This is a genomic window from Pseudolactococcus laudensis, from assembly GCF_013449735.1.
Classification (GTDB): Bacteria; Bacillota; Bacilli; order Lactobacillales; family Streptococcaceae; genus Pseudolactococcus; species Pseudolactococcus laudensis.
The window spans coordinates 1-15,108 of sequence record NZ_JACBNY010000026.1 but is presented as its reverse complement, the minus strand read 5'-3'; the positions used below and the strand labels follow the sequence as shown (position 1 = coordinate 15,108).

At 32.1% G+C, this 15,108-nt stretch carries 21 protein-coding genes and 1 pseudogene; 18 read left to right on the top strand and 4 right to left on the bottom strand.

The window, feature by feature from the left end; genetic code table 11:
* The 4 genes and pseudogenes from HZR21_RS10190 to HZR21_RS10175 form a co-directional block, all read right to left on the bottom strand.
* Nucleotides 1–263 (bottom strand): annotated as a pseudogene (locus HZR21_RS10190) (transposase); the annotation flags it as partial.
* 106 nt (nucleotides 264–369) lie between these two features.
* Complete coding sequence (locus HZR21_RS10185; RefSeq protein WP_310592579.1) at nucleotides 370–726, bottom strand: ImmA/IrrE family metallo-endopeptidase; 357 nt, start codon at nucleotides 724–726, stop codon at nucleotides 370–372.
* 190 nt (nucleotides 727–916) lie between these two features.
* Nucleotides 917–1,357, bottom strand: a complete 441-nt coding sequence (locus HZR21_RS10180) for an ImmA/IrrE family metallo-endopeptidase (protein ID WP_180747545.1) — start codon at nucleotides 1,355–1,357, stop codon at nucleotides 917–919.
* A gap of 3 nt (nucleotides 1,358–1,360) precedes the next feature.
* Nucleotides 1,361–1,705 carry a helix-turn-helix domain-containing protein gene (locus HZR21_RS10175; RefSeq protein WP_167841519.1) on the bottom strand — a complete coding sequence of 115 codons (345 nt, stop codon included), beginning with the start codon at nucleotides 1,703–1,705 and terminating at the stop codon, nucleotides 1,361–1,363.
* Between the two features lie 1,243 nt (nucleotides 1,706–2,948).
* Between HZR21_RS10175 and HZR21_RS10170 the strand changes: the two genes are divergently transcribed.
* From HZR21_RS10170 to HZR21_RS10085, 18 genes are all read left to right on the top strand, one after another.
* Nucleotides 2,949–3,239: a type II toxin-antitoxin system RelB/DinJ family antitoxin gene (locus tag HZR21_RS10170; RefSeq protein WP_167841518.1), complete on the top strand. Its 291-nt coding sequence runs from the start codon at nucleotides 2,949–2,951 to the stop codon at nucleotides 3,237–3,239.
* Nucleotides 3,240–3,578 (top strand): hypothetical protein, encoded by a 339-nt coding sequence (locus HZR21_RS10165; RefSeq protein WP_180747544.1) that lies wholly within the window; start codon nucleotides 3,240–3,242, stop codon nucleotides 3,576–3,578.
* 56 nt (nucleotides 3,579–3,634) lie between these two features.
* Nucleotides 3,635–4,060, top strand: a complete 426-nt coding sequence (locus HZR21_RS10160; RefSeq protein ID WP_219605613.1) for a DUF3850 domain-containing protein — start codon at nucleotides 3,635–3,637, stop codon at nucleotides 4,058–4,060.
* Between the two features lie 391 nt (nucleotides 4,061–4,451).
* Entirely contained in the window at nucleotides 4,452–4,655 is a 204-nt protein-coding gene (locus HZR21_RS10155; RefSeq protein WP_180747543.1) for a hypothetical protein, read from the top strand.
* Between the two features lie 130 nt (nucleotides 4,656–4,785).
* Nucleotides 4,786–5,097: a hypothetical protein gene (locus tag HZR21_RS10150; RefSeq protein WP_180747542.1), complete on the top strand. Its 312-nt coding sequence runs from the start codon at nucleotides 4,786–4,788 to the stop codon at nucleotides 5,095–5,097.
* A complete protein-coding gene (locus HZR21_RS10145; RefSeq protein ID WP_167842352.1) occupies nucleotides 5,097–5,627 on the top strand; it encodes a hypothetical protein in 531 nt (176 codons plus the stop codon). Before HZR21_RS10150 ends, HZR21_RS10145 begins: the two co-directional genes overlap by 1 nt.
* Nucleotides 5,628–5,654: 27 nt before the next feature.
* Nucleotides 5,655–7,244: an FtsK/SpoIIIE domain-containing protein gene (locus HZR21_RS10140; RefSeq protein ID WP_180747541.1), complete on the top strand. Its 1,590-nt coding sequence runs from the start codon at nucleotides 5,655–5,657 to the stop codon at nucleotides 7,242–7,244.
* A 294-nt stretch (nucleotides 7,245–7,538) separates the two neighbouring features.
* Nucleotides 7,539–7,739, top strand: a complete 201-nt coding sequence (locus HZR21_RS10135; protein ID WP_180747540.1) for a hypothetical protein — start codon at nucleotides 7,539–7,541, stop codon at nucleotides 7,737–7,739.
* Nucleotides 7,717–8,979 carry a replication initiation factor domain-containing protein gene (locus HZR21_RS10130; RefSeq protein ID WP_180747539.1) on the top strand — a complete coding sequence of 421 codons (1,263 nt, stop codon included), beginning with the start codon at nucleotides 7,717–7,719 and terminating at the stop codon, nucleotides 8,977–8,979. The genes HZR21_RS10135 and HZR21_RS10130 overlap by 23 nt, the downstream gene beginning before the upstream one ends.
* Nucleotides 8,972–9,295, top strand: coding sequence for a hypothetical protein (locus HZR21_RS10125; RefSeq protein WP_246307848.1), 324 nt, complete (start codon nucleotides 8,972–8,974; stop codon nucleotides 9,293–9,295). Before HZR21_RS10130 ends, HZR21_RS10125 begins: the two co-directional genes overlap by 8 nt.
* Nucleotides 9,296–9,374: 79 nt before the next feature.
* Entirely contained in the window at nucleotides 9,375–9,659 is a 285-nt protein-coding gene (locus HZR21_RS10120) for a hypothetical protein (RefSeq protein ID WP_003139569.1), read from the top strand.
* 45 nt (nucleotides 9,660–9,704) lie between these two features.
* Nucleotides 9,705–10,202 (top strand): hypothetical protein, encoded by a 498-nt coding sequence (locus tag HZR21_RS10115; protein ID WP_180747537.1) that lies wholly within the window; start codon nucleotides 9,705–9,707, stop codon nucleotides 10,200–10,202.
* 64 nt (nucleotides 10,203–10,266) lie between these two features.
* Entirely contained in the window at nucleotides 10,267–10,464 is a 198-nt protein-coding gene (locus HZR21_RS10110) for a hypothetical protein (protein WP_180747536.1), read from the top strand.
* Nucleotides 10,457–11,674 carry a conjugal transfer protein gene (locus HZR21_RS10105; RefSeq protein WP_180747535.1) on the top strand — a complete coding sequence of 406 codons (1,218 nt, stop codon included), beginning with the start codon at nucleotides 10,457–10,459 and terminating at the stop codon, nucleotides 11,672–11,674. The genes HZR21_RS10110 and HZR21_RS10105 overlap by 8 nt, the downstream gene beginning before the upstream one ends.
* Before the next feature lies 1 nt (nucleotide 11,675).
* Nucleotides 11,676–11,906 (top strand): hypothetical protein, encoded by a 231-nt coding sequence (locus HZR21_RS10100; RefSeq protein WP_180747534.1) that lies wholly within the window; start codon nucleotides 11,676–11,678, stop codon nucleotides 11,904–11,906.
* Between the two features lies 1 nt (nucleotide 11,907).
* Nucleotides 11,908–12,282 (top strand): hypothetical protein, encoded by a 375-nt coding sequence (locus tag HZR21_RS10095; protein ID WP_031367045.1) that lies wholly within the window; start codon nucleotides 11,908–11,910, stop codon nucleotides 12,280–12,282.
* Between the two features lie 4 nt (nucleotides 12,283–12,286).
* Complete coding sequence (locus HZR21_RS10090; protein ID WP_180747533.1) at nucleotides 12,287–14,770, top strand: ATP-binding protein; 2,484 nt, start codon at nucleotides 12,287–12,289, stop codon at nucleotides 14,768–14,770.
* Between the two features lie 21 nt (nucleotides 14,771–14,791).
* Complete coding sequence (locus HZR21_RS10085; protein WP_156470241.1) at nucleotides 14,792–14,965, top strand: hypothetical protein; 174 nt, start codon at nucleotides 14,792–14,794, stop codon at nucleotides 14,963–14,965.
* Nucleotides 14,966–15,108 lie beyond the last annotated feature (143 nt).

Sequence of the window (15,108 nt, the reverse complement as noted above, 5' to 3'; positions counted from 1 at the left end):
ACTCACTTCTTTTTCTCGGCGAATATGGTCAATACTTTTTTTAAGATGTCTCGTTCTTCCTTAACTTTAGCCAGTTGTCTTTTTAATTCTAGAAAATCAGCTTTAGAGACGGAGCTTTCATTAGATTTAGAGTAGAGGTCTATCCATTTATAAATTGTTGCAGGGGCCACGTCGTATTCTTTAGACAGCTGGGTGACGGATTGACCAGAATGATAGAAGGCGATAAGGGTTTCTTTAAATTCTTTTGAGTAGCGTTTTTTCATGTTTTTGTCCTTTGTCTAAATTATACAATAGTGACTCTAAGATTTAAGGATAACATCATAATGTTGTGTACCCCAAAAGTTAGACTTTATTTTGTATTTAAAAACACTATTCATAAAAATAATCTGATTCACAAGAAGGGATCACATCAAATTTATCAGATATAATATCATTAAATTCATCAATGATAACACCATCAAGATGATATGGCAGGTTCAAGCTATCAATTATTTGTTGATAATTTGTATCTGGAGTGAAATCATATTTTTGATCTAGCATTTTCATGACTTCACTAATCATGTATTGATTGGCTTGAAATTCTATGATGTCGTTTTGAAAATGATTTGCGATATATTTATCGCAGTCGCTGTTAAGGAAGTGTGCTGTTTCATGAAGTAGTGTAAGTGATATCTCTAATTCATTTAAATTGCTATTTATGAAAATCATTGGCTGATTATATTCAATGCCAAAATAGGTGTATGGAAATTTTATTATTATGAATACTTATAACAGTGGGTTTGTAGCTATGAAATTTAATTGAAATTTCAAAACTAACCAAAAAACTAACCAAGCAACCAAAAATCATTAGTTGAATAAAAAATAAAGTCTATCAGCAAGGAAAAACTGGTGGACTTTATTTTGTATTCAAAAGATGTTACTCATAGAAATAATCTGACTCATGGTAAGGAGTTAAACCAAATTTATCAGAAATAATGTTATTAAATTCATCAATTATAATACCGTCTAAATGATAGGGAAGATTTAAATTATCTATGATTTGTTGGTAATTTGTGTCTGTTGTGAAGTCGTATTGTTCATCTAACATTTTCATGACTTCTTGTATCATATATTTGTTAGCTTCATATTCCAAGTTATCGTTTTGAAAATGATTAGTGATGTACTTGTTACAATCTCCATTTAGAAAGTGTGCCGTCTCATGTAATATTGTGAGTGATGTATCTATATCGTTTAACTGCTCATTTATGAAGATTATAGGTTTATTTTCTTCAATACCAAAATATCCATTACCACTAAATTCCATGTATTGAATTTCTATTCCAAGTTCTTTTATTAGTCGTTTAATTTTAGATAGCATATATTAGTTATCTTTGAGTCTATCTTCCATTCTTTTACGTAAAAATTCACGTATTTTTTCACGGTCTTCATCATACATTGGTTTTCCGTCAAATGATTTAAATGTGTCAAGGGACTTTTCTAAGTCTTCGTCAAATTGTTTTTGGTCTTTTATGTTGGAGTTACCTAAAAGGTAATCAGTTGAAACATTGAAAAAATTTGCTAATTTGTTTAGATTTTCTCCTACAGGTTTTCTTATTCCTTTCTCCCAGTAAGAATAAGTATTTTGTCCTATCTTAAGTTTTTCAGCTAGTTCTTTTTGAGTAAGTTTGGCTTCTAAACGCATTGATTTTAGACGTTCTTGGAACATTTTTTTCCTCCCAAAAAATAATTTAAAATATTTATAAAATGTACTTGACACGAATATCCTAGTTGTGATATTATATATTTATCCTAGTTAGGATATCTGTTCTTGAAACAAAAGGCTACTTATTATAATATAAATAGCCTTTTGTTTCAAGAACACTATTCAAAAATTATCTTGTAAGTCTTGATTAATTTTTCTAAAAGAAATCAAACAAAAATCAAGTCATACAAAAAAATAAATTTTGAATAATTGTACTTTGAAAAATAAATCATAATCATTAAGATAATGACTTACAATTCAGTTGTAATAATTGGTCGTACTTTTATTATAACTGATTGTATAGCTATTGTCAAAATAATAATGGCAGTGGAACTGTACAAGCCCAAGTAAGAAGTAGTGACTTACAAACCACTGCATAGACTTAGTGCGCCATAACCTTGAAAAAGTGAGCCACAATCAAATCTCGGTCTATGTAGTAAATCTGTCTAACAAAGGAACGCATGGCGCTCGAAAGATGACTAAAAGTTTTTCGTATGGGTAAGATGTTAGTTGACTTATGAAAATATTTCAACCTTGTTTTATACAAGTACAAACGGTGGTAGGTTTGATTTCTCTATGTCTTGAAAATGAAAGACTAGAGATTGAAGCAAAAAGCACACTATTACTAAAAGTAGTAATGTGCTCGCTATTATGAAACTGTAATTGTTGTCAATAAAGACAATAAAATTACAAGAATCAGAATAACAATTTTGATAACTATTTTAAGCATAAATTTTCTCCTGTTGTATAGTGAATGTTTTTCATAGGTTGTAAACAATGAAGATACAACAAGGAGTATTAAGTTTGAAAATAGTTACATTCTATATTATATCACATTCTGTGATATTTTTTAATTTTCCGATAGAAAGCATTTGCTGAACATCATACAACATGAATGTGCTTGTTTCTATTAAGTCAGGAAAACAATTATCAATGAGTGCCAACTTCGGTATGTTTGTTTCTTTAGTAATAAAGAAAATAATTGTCAATGAGTATCAACTTAGATACGTTTGTTTCCTGTGAAAATGACAATAGACAATGTTTGTCTGTTGTAAACTGCTTATAAGTATTTCCCCAACTTTCCTTGTAAGCAGTTTAGAGCAGATAATATTTTAGTTTATTTTATTTCAAATAAACTCATTTAAGCTCAAAAGATTGCATAAAAGTTATTTGTGATGTATAATATAGTTGTGGAGGATTGCTTATTATGACAACTATACAAAAAACTTACAGAATTGATGAAGATTTACAACAAAAAGCAGAGCAATATTTTTCAGAAATGGGCTTAAACCCGACAGTTGCTATTACAATGTTTTTTAAGCGTGTAGTTGACGAAAAGAAAATGCCGTTTATACCAGAGGTTATTTCAGAAAGGGTTGATTATTCTATGGAAAGTAAAAATAAGTTATCTGCTTTAATTAGTAAGATTCCAGTAGAAAATATTTCTGATATGACTGATACGGAAAAAGCAAAATTACTTGATGGTTGGGAGCTTTAAATGGAAGAGTTTGATATTCTCATTGCAAAAGTTCCATTTGAAAATTCGGAAGACTATAAATGGCGACCAGTATTTATTTTGAGCGTCAATGGAAAGACCATTAAATTTTTAAGAATTACAACGAAATATGATACAAAATCAGATTATATAAAAAGTAAATATTTTGAGATAATTGATTATATTGAAGCAGGACTTAATCGACAATCTTGGATTGACACTTTTAAAGCATATCAGTTAAATGATGAAAATTTCAAAATTCATGTTTTGGGACGATTAACTGAAAATGATTTTGAAAGATTTGTTGCCTTTTTATCAGATACAGATTTTTTGCTGAATTAAAAGAAATGACTAGAGAAATCTAGTCTTTTTCTTTACCAAAATATAGGAGAATTATTTTGAAAATACATGAGTTAAAGCTAGATACAGAATTTTTTGATGATGTGAAATTGGGGAAGAAGAATTTTAAAATTAGAAAAAATAACCGAAATTTTGAAGTTGGCGATACGCTACATCTATTTGCATCAGGAAGTTGCTGTAATTACTGTGACGGTGTTTCTTATAAACGATTTTATAAAGGTAATTGCAGTGGTTGGTCGAATGTATATAAGAATGAAGCTGATTGCTTAAAAGCTAAAGTTTTAGCGATATACAGTGCCGAACAAATTAATCCTGATTTAGACATAGTAAATAGTAAAAACTATGTTGCTAATTTACATGTAGTATTTTTTTTAAAAGATGTATCTAATGTTCTTAAGAATTACTTTCAAGCGGATAAGTTGCCTGAAGAATATGTAGTTATGGTAATTGAGGTTTTCGAATAAAGTCAAATTATTGACCTGAGCAAGTCTTAAAACTGTATTAACTTATGGAGGTATAGAAAATGTCAAACTTTTTTAGTTATCCGACTACAAAAGATTATTTTTTCGATTTTGACCTGAACATGTCATAAACTGTTTAGCCATATATAAACGAGATTAATGACTGAATATATCAGTCGAGACTAGGACAGGGTCTTATCTACTGTATGATAATTGAATTAAATGAGATTGAAAACAAGGTATTGAGTATCTTGTTTTTTTAGTAGCTTTTCTTAATGGTAAGATTATATGTTTAAAATATCTAGCGTGTTTTTGGTTCAACGTGTAACAGGTTCAATCCCTGAAAGCTACATAAAATAAAAAATATAAGGAATAGTGGTATAGAAAATGGTTAATGGTTATGCGAAATAAGAGTGATAGCGCCTATAAAAAAAAGATTGAAAAAATGAGTGTTGCGGAATTGACAGATACCTTACGACCATTTTTTCTTAGAGAGGTGGATAATAATTGTGAATTAAAGTCACAAGCTACTTTAGAGGAAGAACAAATTGATTGGATAAGTCATTTTATTTGTACTGATTTGTTCGGTCCTTTTTAATAAGGAGGACTAAACTTGACCCGAACAAGTCTTTAAACTGTGTTTATGTTGTGAAGTCACTATAATCAAAATGGCTGTGCTTCCAGTTCTTTTATTTTTGATTACAATGATTATTTTTAGGAGATAACATATGTCTGCATTAAAAACACTTTCAGTAAAACTGGAAGAAATTATCGAGGATAAGAAAATTTGGGTCAATCCTAACCCGACTAAACTCAAAAAAACTATGACACAACCTGACTTGTTTGTCTATAGTGCTAGTGGTTTAGATGAGCCTAATTTCCGTGTTGTTGTACCCGCTAATAAAGGTTTTGTACCTGACGGTCGTGTGCAAGTTAAAGTAGTCAAACCCAAACTAGGTGGCTTTATGTTTGATGAGGGTATTGCTGGTTTGAAAGATTCCGCTGTGATTTTTGCGGATAGTGTAGAGGAGATGAAATAATGGCAAAAGCAAAGAAAAAATATGGTCTTGATACTTTCAATAAGGAATATTCTGTTGATGTTGAAGCAACTTATGGCGGGTTAACTTATCTTGATACGATTGCTTCGGAACGGTTCAATTATGAAGATACTGAAACTGGTGCAATTTATGACAATCAAGCTGAACTGGATAAAGAGCAACCTGATAAAAACTTACAAAAAGTTGAAAATACACATAAAATTGAGCAACTCTATGTGCAAGTTTATTCAGAAGTCCAAAAAGACAATATGGACATTCGTGTCCCATTAGACTTTGATGACACTAAATTCAAAATGAATGATCGCGTCCGTTTGACTGGTAAAGTTGTTGCTCGATTACAAACGGGCACAAAACGTGTTGAAGTGACTACCGCAAATGGTCGAACACGTCAAGAAGTAGTGCCTGATTATTATTTCACGGTCTCTGCTGAAGGCTTGGAAAAAGTAAGTGATCACTCAACTGCTCCTGCACCACAACCACCCAAACCAAAAGAAGAAAGTCAAAAGAAATAATCTTTGATTTTTAGGGAGTGGTGTTAAATGAAGTTGTTAAAACAGATTTTCTACTTTAGAGGTATAAAAATAGGCAAAAAAGAAAAAGTAGTATCAAGAATGACAGTTACTATTTTACTTTTGCCTTTTTTACTTTTATTTGGTCTTTTGACTTATCTTTTATTTTCACAACTGAGTTCAAATTTATATTTCTTACTTGTTTACTTTCTTTTTGTAGTTCTGGTAAGTTCTATCGGTATTTTTATTTTGTATCGGTTGCTTCATATCAAATTTTGGTTTTTTAAAAAGCTATCCAACAGAAGATTATTATATCGTCATTTGCTAGAAAATAAAATTTACTACCCTATAAAGCGTAAAGATCAACCAGATAAAATTAAACTACCTAATGTCTATCTAAAACAAAATAAGTACACTATTGTGGTAACTTTTCAGTTAGAGGGCCGACAATTTCAGGATAAGTTTTTAAATATTGGCGGTGCTTTAGAAGTGATGTACTCTGCGGATATGATGGGTAGAATAGATGAAAAAGGCTATATCAGCTATGTCTATTCTGCGGACACTATCCTAGGTCGTATCTCAGCTAAAGATGTACGAGTGGTTGATAAAGGACTTATCCTTATGGAAGATGTCTTTTGGGACTTTGTGCATAACCCTCATCTGTTAATTGCTGGTGGTACTGGTGGTGGTAAAACGGTTCTCTTACGCTCTATTTTAAATGGACTGCTTAGAGAGGGTGTTGTCGAGATACTAGACCCTAAACAAGCTGATTTTGTTTCTTTAGCTGAATTACCAGTCCTACAAGATAGAGTAGTTTTTGAAGTAGCTGATATGATTGATAAAATCATAGAGTTCAAAGAAAACATGGAAATGCGTTATGCGACAATGCGCCAACTTCAAAAAGAAAAAAATCAAAAAGAGCTAGGCAATTTTCAAGAATATGAATTAAAACCTGCTTTTTTGATCATTGATGAGTTCCCCTCTTTACGTGCTATGATGTCAGAAGATAGAGAACTGATGTTAGAAGCAGAGCGAGCAATGGGTGCTTTAAAACAGATAATTTTGAAAGGTCGGCAAGCGGGTTTCTTTGGTGTTATCGCAACTCAGAATGTAAAAGCTGATGATTTACCGTCCACCTTTAAAGATAATATCATGACACGTATTTCAGTTGGTCGTTTGTCTCAATTCTCATATGAGGTTATTTTTGGGGAAGAAAACAAAAATAAATACTTCAAGTATATTGAACAAATTAATGGCGAACGTGTTTATGGTCGTGGTTATTATGGTGTATTTGGTAGTCCTGCTAGGGAGTTTTTCTCTCCTGAATTGCCTGAAGCTAAAGAATTTTCATTTTATGATGAGTTTGAAACTTTAGAAAGGCTTGATTTAGAATTTGATAAGCGTAATGTTGTTATTGAAACTTATACAGCTAAAGAACTATCTGATGAATTAAAACTTGATTACCGAGTTTTCAAAAAGTACAAATCTGAGTTTGAAACAGCTGGTCAAGAATTTGATAAAACATTTAGTATGTCTGATTTAATTATGTTTGAAAAGGCAATTAGCTATAAGTCGAGTGGTAAAACTTACCAAGTAGCTATTAGTGAAGCTATATTATGAGGAAAGAATCAAAAACAAGAACCTTAGAGCGGTGGACTTGTCTGTGGAACGAGACCGTAAAAGACGTGGCGAAAAGCGGAGCCGTAAGGCGGAAGCGTATTGAGTGCGGTTTTTACGGTCTTGTTGCGCAGTTACAAGACCTTTGCCTGCGTCCGCAAGGGCGCAGGCAAAACAGCTTACACCCCGGATTGTAATACGGGGTGTAACATCGCAACCAACTAACTAAACTCAATTATATCAAGGTTTAGGACATTCAGTATAGGTTGCTTAAACATACAGAAAAGAGACTAAGATATGAAATATTATGCGGTTGTTGTAAAAGGCGAGATGAGTATTTTTGATGAAGCATACGTGATTAGCGCCAATAGCTTAATGGAAGGTGAGAGTGATATTAGCACTCATTATTGTGGTCATAATTTTTCTTTAGCACACTATCAGATAAAAGAAATTACAGAAGAGGAATATTGGAAACATGACGATAGACGAAAATTTTGATTTAAAAGGTATCATGAAAAACTATCTTTTGTCTCAAAAAGACGTTGGTAAAATCGTTGGTGTTTCTCGTCAATTCATAGGTAGTATTTTATCTGGTAAAAAATCATTAAGTCCTGAAAAGAAGAAAGTTCTACTTGACTATCTGAGTTACAACTCAAAATATGAGCTAGAAACAAGTGTTGACTATCTGAGAATTAGACTTAAAACTTTAAAATGGTTTGAAGTGATTGAAGATTTACTCCTCATGGATAGTAACTTATTCAATATTGATGTATCAAGTATGCACAACTATAACATGAGCATGTCTTACGGTAGTATACGTATTTTACGACATAGTGAAAATATTGATATGGGTACACTTGTTGAGTTTAATGGTGGTGGTTGTCGTGAGTTTGAACAGGAACTCAAAGACCAAAATAGAACATGGAAACAGTTTTTTCAAGATTGTTTCCATTTTTCTATGAAGCAAAAACAGGTAACTGATTTTGAAGATTTAGATGATTACTTAAAATTCACTCGTCTTGATTTAGCGACTGATGAAATGTATTCCAAAAAAGGTAACTATGACTTACGTAAACTTTATGACAAAATGTTGGCAAGTCAAATTCAAACACCTTTCAGGCAGTTTTCTTCAAATGAAAGTTTCTTATATCGAGACGGCGAGTTTATCTCTACTGGCTTATCTTTATATTTTGGTTCACGTAAAAGTAAATCAATCTATATCAATTTCTATGAAAAAGATAAAGAACAATCTATGGCTCGAAATCTATTTGTTGATGAAATTCATGAGCTGTACGGTTATAAAAACCGCTATGAGATTAGGTTATTCGGCGACAAAGCGACACAAGTCATTTTTGATTTCTGGTATAACGATATTCCACTACAAAATTTAGCGGGTCAAATTATCTCTCATTACTTGGATATTAAGGACGATACAGGTAATTGGGATATTGAATGGTTAGATGTTTTTGGTTCCGATAAAAGTTATGGCTTTGTCAATAAACCTAGGGAAGTCAGTTATGACCGAACATTAAAATGGCTTGATTCATCTGTTTTTGCTTCTTTGAAAAGAAATATGGAGATTGATAGATTAACTGGTTCTCAAAAGACAATGGAGCTGTTTAACGAAAAAGAACTTGACGAAAAAAATCAGAATTTAGTAGATTCTATTGTTAAACAGAAAAAGGAAAGGGCATTTTATGACAACTTCCATGAAATGATAGAACTTGAATATGACTGATTTAACATTTTCTGAAATTGAAAAAATCAATGAAGCACGTGAAAGACGATTGATTGAAGCTGCTTTAAAAAGCAGCACTCAAAAATTTCGTGGCACTTATGAAGCCAAAAGAAAAATCATGATGAAAAATATCAATAGTGAAGCGTGTCAAATCATGCGTATCAAAATTGATATTTTGTGTGATTATAATTATTTGCGACATGACAGAAGAAAATTTGATTACAGACATCTCTATTATGGTTGGACTAATGCGCAAAAACTGCAAGAACTCAAAAGGTTAAACATTGAATATGACAAATTACTCTATCGGGAGTAAGTGATTAAAATAATGATTGGGCGGGTATTGAACTTTTTTAAAAAAACTAACTTTTAAAAAAATGAAAGAGGTATAACCTATGGCAAACGCAACACAAGAATATCCAAAAATTGACCCTAAAAAAACTAAACAGTTGATTAGTACTTTAGGGGAGCTGGTAGAAAAACACAATTTTGATGAAGCGTGGACGATTGCAGGACAGCTAAATAGTATTTTGAAAGAACAAGCTGAGAATTTAAATGGGGCTGAATACAGCGCTTTGGAGGGTGTTATCAAGTCCTATTATTCTCTTAATGAACAACACAAAAAATTCAGTCAACGTACCTATGCTTTTGCACGTAAGGCAAATGATGTAGCGAGTTAATCTGAATGTGGGTGGTATTATTTTAATCAATAGAAAGAGGACAAAATGCAAATTAATGTTTATGAAATGATTGAAGATGATAAATTCTTCATCGGTAGTTATCCTGACAATTTTTCAAAAGGTCGGTGGTTTACTGTTGAGGAGCTTATTTATTCTAGTTATGAAAAAATTGAAGCTGAGTATTTAGATAAATACAATCCTAACGGACAGCCTGAGTTAGAACTTGGTGTATTTGATATAGAGAATGTTTCTGGTCTATGGCGTGGAGAATATGATGTTTCATCTTTAATTGATAAATTACGTGAAATTGAGTCAACTGGATATTATGAAATTGACTTAGAGATTTACGAATTTACAGAAGAATTTTTTGAAGAAACTGGTATGTCAATTTATGATGTCGCACGTGCAGTTTATTTTGGTAATATCAAAGGCTGGAATGATGATTATATCGGTTTCAATGGTTACGGTAACTTTGAGACTTATTCTGAAACAGATTACCAGTCACAAATTGATATGTATGTAAAAGACTTAGGTCTTTTTTAATTTAAAGGGCGCAAATGTCGAAGTTTGCGTTCTTATATGAGCGATATATAGAAACTTAGACAAAATGGCCAGCTACTTCAATGCGACTGCTACTCAATTATTAGGTACTGAGTTAGAAATTCAATTAGAAATAGGTCATGATAATATTGATGAATATGTCAAGAAAGCGATTATGATTTTAGAAGCTAGAAATGCTATACCTGAAATTTTATTATTTCAAAAAAAAATAAATAATATGGTAAGGAGTGAAAAATTTGAGTGAACAAGAAGAACTCTACTATGAATTAAGCGATATTGCGCATGAAATGAAAATCAGAGTAAGTGATTTAATTATAGTTGCTAAAGAGTTAGAGTTTGGCGAGGTCAAACCTGATGATTTATTTACTTTATCAGAAGCTAAACAACTCATTGCACGGTATGATGAAAAACAAAACGAGCCTGAAAAAGTGCCTGAGAAAAAAGACAAAGGTTTACTGAAAAAACTCAGAACTAAGAAAGATGAATTGTTTGCGCCTAAAGATGATAAGAAAAACAAGAAAACTGTTACTTTCATCAATAAGCCCAAGAAAAAATTCACACTTAAAGGTTCTGGTACTTTCAAAAGTAAAGTCCTTGTCTATGGCACAATTGGCTTATTATTAAGCTCGTCAGTTGGCGCAACAACTTTATCCATTATGTCACGGTCAAAAGCCTTATCTAAACCAACTGTCTCAGTTGTATCTGATAAGCGTATATTGAGTGAAACAGACAATAAAGTCAATGTTTATATGACTAGCTTTATTAATAGTTATTTTAACTACTCGTCACAAAATACTGGCGATTATTCAAAAAAATTAACTGAGTATTTTGGCGATAATGTCAATATGACTTATCTACCTGAAAATAAAAGTGATATGAAATTAGTATCAAGTACTTTGCTTAAAATTGAAAATAATTTAGCGACATATGTTGTCAATTACCAAGTAAAAGAAAATTCAGAAGATAAAAACAGTAAATTTCTTGATAGGTCTGTAGAATTTAACATTCCGTTTGCTAGTAAAGCTGACAGATTTTATGTGTCAGATACACCTTTCGTGACTGCCCTAAGCGAGTTACAAGGTAATAATGTTAAAAAACAAGGTCTGACAAAACAAACACAAGACTATACAGAAAGTGAAGTTAAAGAGTTTGGCACGTTCTTAGAAGCCTTTTTCACGGCTTATACAACTGATGATAAAACACTTGCCACTATGAGTGCTGATATTGTCGGTATTAAAGGCTATAAGTTTGATAAGTTACTTTACACTTATTATGCTAAAGGTGCTTCTGGTACAACAACTGCTGTTGTGACAGTCTCTTTCAAAGACAGTCTCAATTCAATTCATAAAGAAAATTTTGAGTTGTCAATTAAGAAAAATGGGGATACTTGGTTTGTCAAAACATTAAATCACGGTGTCTCACAAGATTATTTTAAAGAAGAAAAGGAAAAATAAAATGACAAATATTTTAAACGCTGTCGCATTACTTATTCTAATCGGTGCTGGTATCGGTGCTTTGAAAGCTTTTGCGAAAGGCGATAAGACAAACGCATTAATGACTGGCTTAATAGGACTTACGGTATCTAGTATTCTAAGTCCAACAACATTTGAAGCATGGAAAGTAGTGATTAGTTCTGTGATTTCTGGAGTTGGTAAAGTAATTGACGGTATTTCTGGTTCTTTGTAATATGGAAGATAAAGAGAGATACCCTGATAGGGATACATTTTCATACCAATTATCATTAGAAGCACCTTCATATTTACCACCAATACCTTTGGTTGGCGAAAAGAAATTATCATGGGCTTTTTATTTGATTTTAGAGTTTACTTTGTCAATGCTTTTCTTTTGGAAAGTATTATTTTTCTTTTCAGTGTATTGGGCATTTATATTTTCGGCTTTAATTGCTTGGAACTTTGCTGACCCTGTGGCTGATTTAAAGATTGACGGTAAATTCTTTCATAGATATTTGTTTGATAAAATCATGTATTGGTTGATTTACGGTAGAAGAAAAAACACACATTACCTGTCACAAGGTAATCTTATAAAGAAAATAAGGAGTTAGAAATTTGAATAAAAGAAATGGGATTGTTGCTTTTCACGGTAATTTGATGTTACGGTCAAATCTTGATGTCTATGCAATGTATGAAATTCCTGAAACGATTGTTAATACAGTAGATATTACACTAAAAAATGAATTTAAGGACTTGGTAGCTGATACCTTATCTGATTTAGAAATTTTTGGTGGCTTTGAAGTCTCAACGATTCCATTTTCTACAGAAGCAACACATAATTATAAGTTTTTGGAACAGGATTTAGCAGAAGATACTAGACCATTTGGCTTATATCTTATGAAAAGACAAGCAGAAGAACTTAAAAAGCAAATTGGAGAAGTTTCTGAGGATAGATTCTTTTTAACCATACCGCTTAGAAATAATCATGTGTCACTTGATTTTAAAGACGGTCTTAAAACAGCTATTACTGATTTTTCAAATAGAGTAGTTGCGACACTTGGTTCTGATATCACTTTTGATGAAGATTGGTATGAACGATTTGAAGAACTCAATTATGAAATTTATCAAACACTGTTACCACTCAACGGCTATATGCCAACACAAGACCAGACAATTTTCGTCAATAATAATCACTATTTACGTGGTATGTCAGTAGATAAAGAACTTGAAGTAATTCAAGTGGAAAATAATATTGATAATTTTGGCAGTGCTGGTGTTAGTTTTGAAAATTATGGTATTTTAACTTTAAGTGACGGTGCGCAAACAACTTACTTAGCTATATTGCCGATTGCCATACCACCGTCAAACTTATCTTATAATCACTTTATCGAAAGACGGCGATTACTAGGTTTTGATACAGAGGTACAAACAAAGGCTATCTTTGCTAAGAAGAATGGCTTTAATTCAATGCAACAACGTGCTAATCGTGCTAAACAAAAACATAAAAAGACAAATGAAGATATTGCTATGAGAAATGGTATTGTTCGTGATGAAATCGGACAAGCAGAAGCCCTTTCAGAAGATTTAGTAAAAAAATCAAATCGTGGCGAAACAATTATCTCTTATCTTCAATCAATGTTTGTCTATGATGATGATTATGACCGCTTACAAGAAAAAATAAAAATCGTCATGCGGAATTTCAAAAAAGTTAACATTGAGTTAGCACGTGCTAAAGATGACCAAATTTATCTCTTTTATAAACATAGATTGACTGAGCCTTTATTTGAGAATGAACGCAGATACTTACAAACAACCACAATGGCAGGCTTTGCGGAAAGTCTGTTTTTTACTGGTCAAAAAGTAGGTTCTGATGTTGGCTTGTATATGGGTAGAGTGGATTCAAGATATGACCGTTGGTCTGGTGGTTATAAAGAAGCACTCCAAAATTCAAGAAATCTTGTCTATTATAATTTGTTACAAGCTAACAAGTTAGATGTAGAGGGTAAAATCAGCTTTGACGGTCTTGTAAAAGTAACAGGTCAAATGGGCATGGGAAAATCTTTCTTTGTTAAGCAAACGTTCGTTATGAATAGTATTTTGAAAACAAAATTGCTTTACTTTGACCCCAAAGCAGAAGTTAGAAAACAATTCATGAAAGTTTTACATGAGTATGAAAGTCAAGGTATCTATCCTGAAATTTGTGACTATATCAAACAGATTAATTTTGTGACAGTTGACGCTAGAAATTCTGAAAATCATGGTGTCCTTGACCCGCTAGTTTTCTTGACAGGACAAGAAGCTAAAAACTTGATTATTTCTATGATTGGCGAGTTTTACGACTTGAAACAAAATGAACAATTTGAAAAAGAATTGTTACAAATGATTGAAAAATATCTAGTCTTGCGTGAAAATGGCGAAAAAGTCGGTACTAAAAATATCATGGAAGCCCTCACTAAGAGTGATACTGACAGAGTGAGAATTACTGCTGAGTTACTACTTGAAAAAATGAGCAATTCTACTCTATCTCTTTGTTTCTCTGACGGTCAAAATGAAGCAATCAGTATGTCAAAACGTATTTCAATTATTGAAGTAACTGGTCTTGAATTACCAACAAGTGAAACAAGTATTACTGAAAATCAAAGACAATCTCTAGTCGCTCTTTATGCTTTAGGACAATTCTGTTACAAATTTGGTTCTGAAAGCAAGAAAGAATCAATTACTTTCATTGATGAAGCATGGTTCTTTAATATTACTGATGTAGGTAGAGAAATTATTATGAAAATCAGACGAACTGGTCGGTCGTTTAATAATTTCTTGGTATTCGTTTCTCAATCTCACAAAGATTCTAATTCAGAATTAGATGATACTGGTTTTGGTACATTGTTTAGTTTTAACTCTCCGACTGAGACAGATTTAATCTTAGATACTCATGGTATTGTGAAATCAGAAGAAACACGTAAATGGGTGTCTAGCATGTCTATGGGGCAATGTCTCTTTACTGACCCGTTTGGGCGTACTGAACGTATTACAATTGACGGTATTGTTTCTGAAATCAATCCATTGTGTGACACAATCGAAACAGAATTAGTCGCTGTATAAAGACTTGAAAGGAAAATATCAATGAAAAACAAAAAATCACTTGTGGATATGGTATTAGGTGTTGTCATATTCCTTGTATTCTTTTTAATGATGTTGAAAATGACTGGTCTTTATGAACCGTTCATCAAGACAATTAGATACTTACCAGATTTTCTGAAAGATATTGGTAATTCTTGGAAAGCGGGGCTTAAATGAAAAAGATTTTAGTTGCGCTAACCTTTTTAAGTCTGTTGTTTTGTGGTAGTCAAGCCTACGCTTTAGACACAGGTAATGCAGTTGTCACTAATGATACTATCGGTTCTGATAGTGGTATTAAAGCACCTGATTTCGTTACAAAT

Coding starts and splice junctions, on each gene's coding strand:
- HZR21_RS10100 (WP_180747534.1), top strand. CDS start 11,676: ATGACAAATATTTTAAACGCTGTCGCATTACTTATTCTAATCGGTGCT.
- HZR21_RS10145 (WP_167842352.1), top strand. CDS start 5,097: ATGGCAAAAGCAAAGAAAAAATATGGTCTTGATACTTTCAATAAGGAA.
- HZR21_RS10095 (WP_031367045.1), top strand. CDS start 11,908: ATGGAAGATAAAGAGAGATACCCTGATAGGGATACATTTTCATACCAA.
- HZR21_RS10150 (WP_180747542.1), top strand. CDS start 4,786: ATGTCTGCATTAAAAACACTTTCAGTAAAACTGGAAGAAATTATCGAG.
- HZR21_RS10125 (WP_246307848.1), top strand. CDS start 8,972: ATGACTGATTTAACATTTTCTGAAATTGAAAAAATCAATGAAGCACGT.
- HZR21_RS10120 (WP_003139569.1), top strand. CDS start 9,375: ATGGCAAACGCAACACAAGAATATCCAAAAATTGACCCTAAAAAAACT.
- HZR21_RS10170 (WP_167841518.1), top strand. CDS start 2,949: ATGACAACTATACAAAAAACTTACAGAATTGATGAAGATTTACAACAA.
- HZR21_RS10085 (WP_156470241.1), top strand. CDS start 14,792: ATGAAAAACAAAAAATCACTTGTGGATATGGTATTAGGTGTTGTCATA.
- HZR21_RS10155 (WP_180747543.1), top strand. CDS start 4,452: ATGGTTATGCGAAATAAGAGTGATAGCGCCTATAAAAAAAAGATTGAA.
- HZR21_RS10180 (WP_180747545.1), bottom strand. CDS start 1,357: ATGCTATCTAAAATTAAACGACTAATAAAAGAACTTGGAATAGAAATT.
- HZR21_RS10115 (WP_180747537.1), top strand. CDS start 9,705: ATGCAAATTAATGTTTATGAAATGATTGAAGATGATAAATTCTTCATC.
- HZR21_RS10140 (WP_180747541.1), top strand. CDS start 5,655: ATGAAGTTGTTAAAACAGATTTTCTACTTTAGAGGTATAAAAATAGGC.
- HZR21_RS10130 (WP_180747539.1), top strand. CDS start 7,717: ATGACGATAGACGAAAATTTTGATTTAAAAGGTATCATGAAAAACTAT.
- HZR21_RS10135 (WP_180747540.1), top strand. CDS start 7,539: ATGAAATATTATGCGGTTGTTGTAAAAGGCGAGATGAGTATTTTTGAT.
- HZR21_RS10165 (WP_180747544.1), top strand. CDS start 3,240: ATGGAAGAGTTTGATATTCTCATTGCAAAAGTTCCATTTGAAAATTCG.
- HZR21_RS10110 (WP_180747536.1), top strand. CDS start 10,267: ATGGCCAGCTACTTCAATGCGACTGCTACTCAATTATTAGGTACTGAG.
- HZR21_RS10175 (WP_167841519.1), bottom strand. CDS start 1,705: ATGTTCCAAGAACGTCTAAAATCAATGCGTTTAGAAGCCAAACTTACT.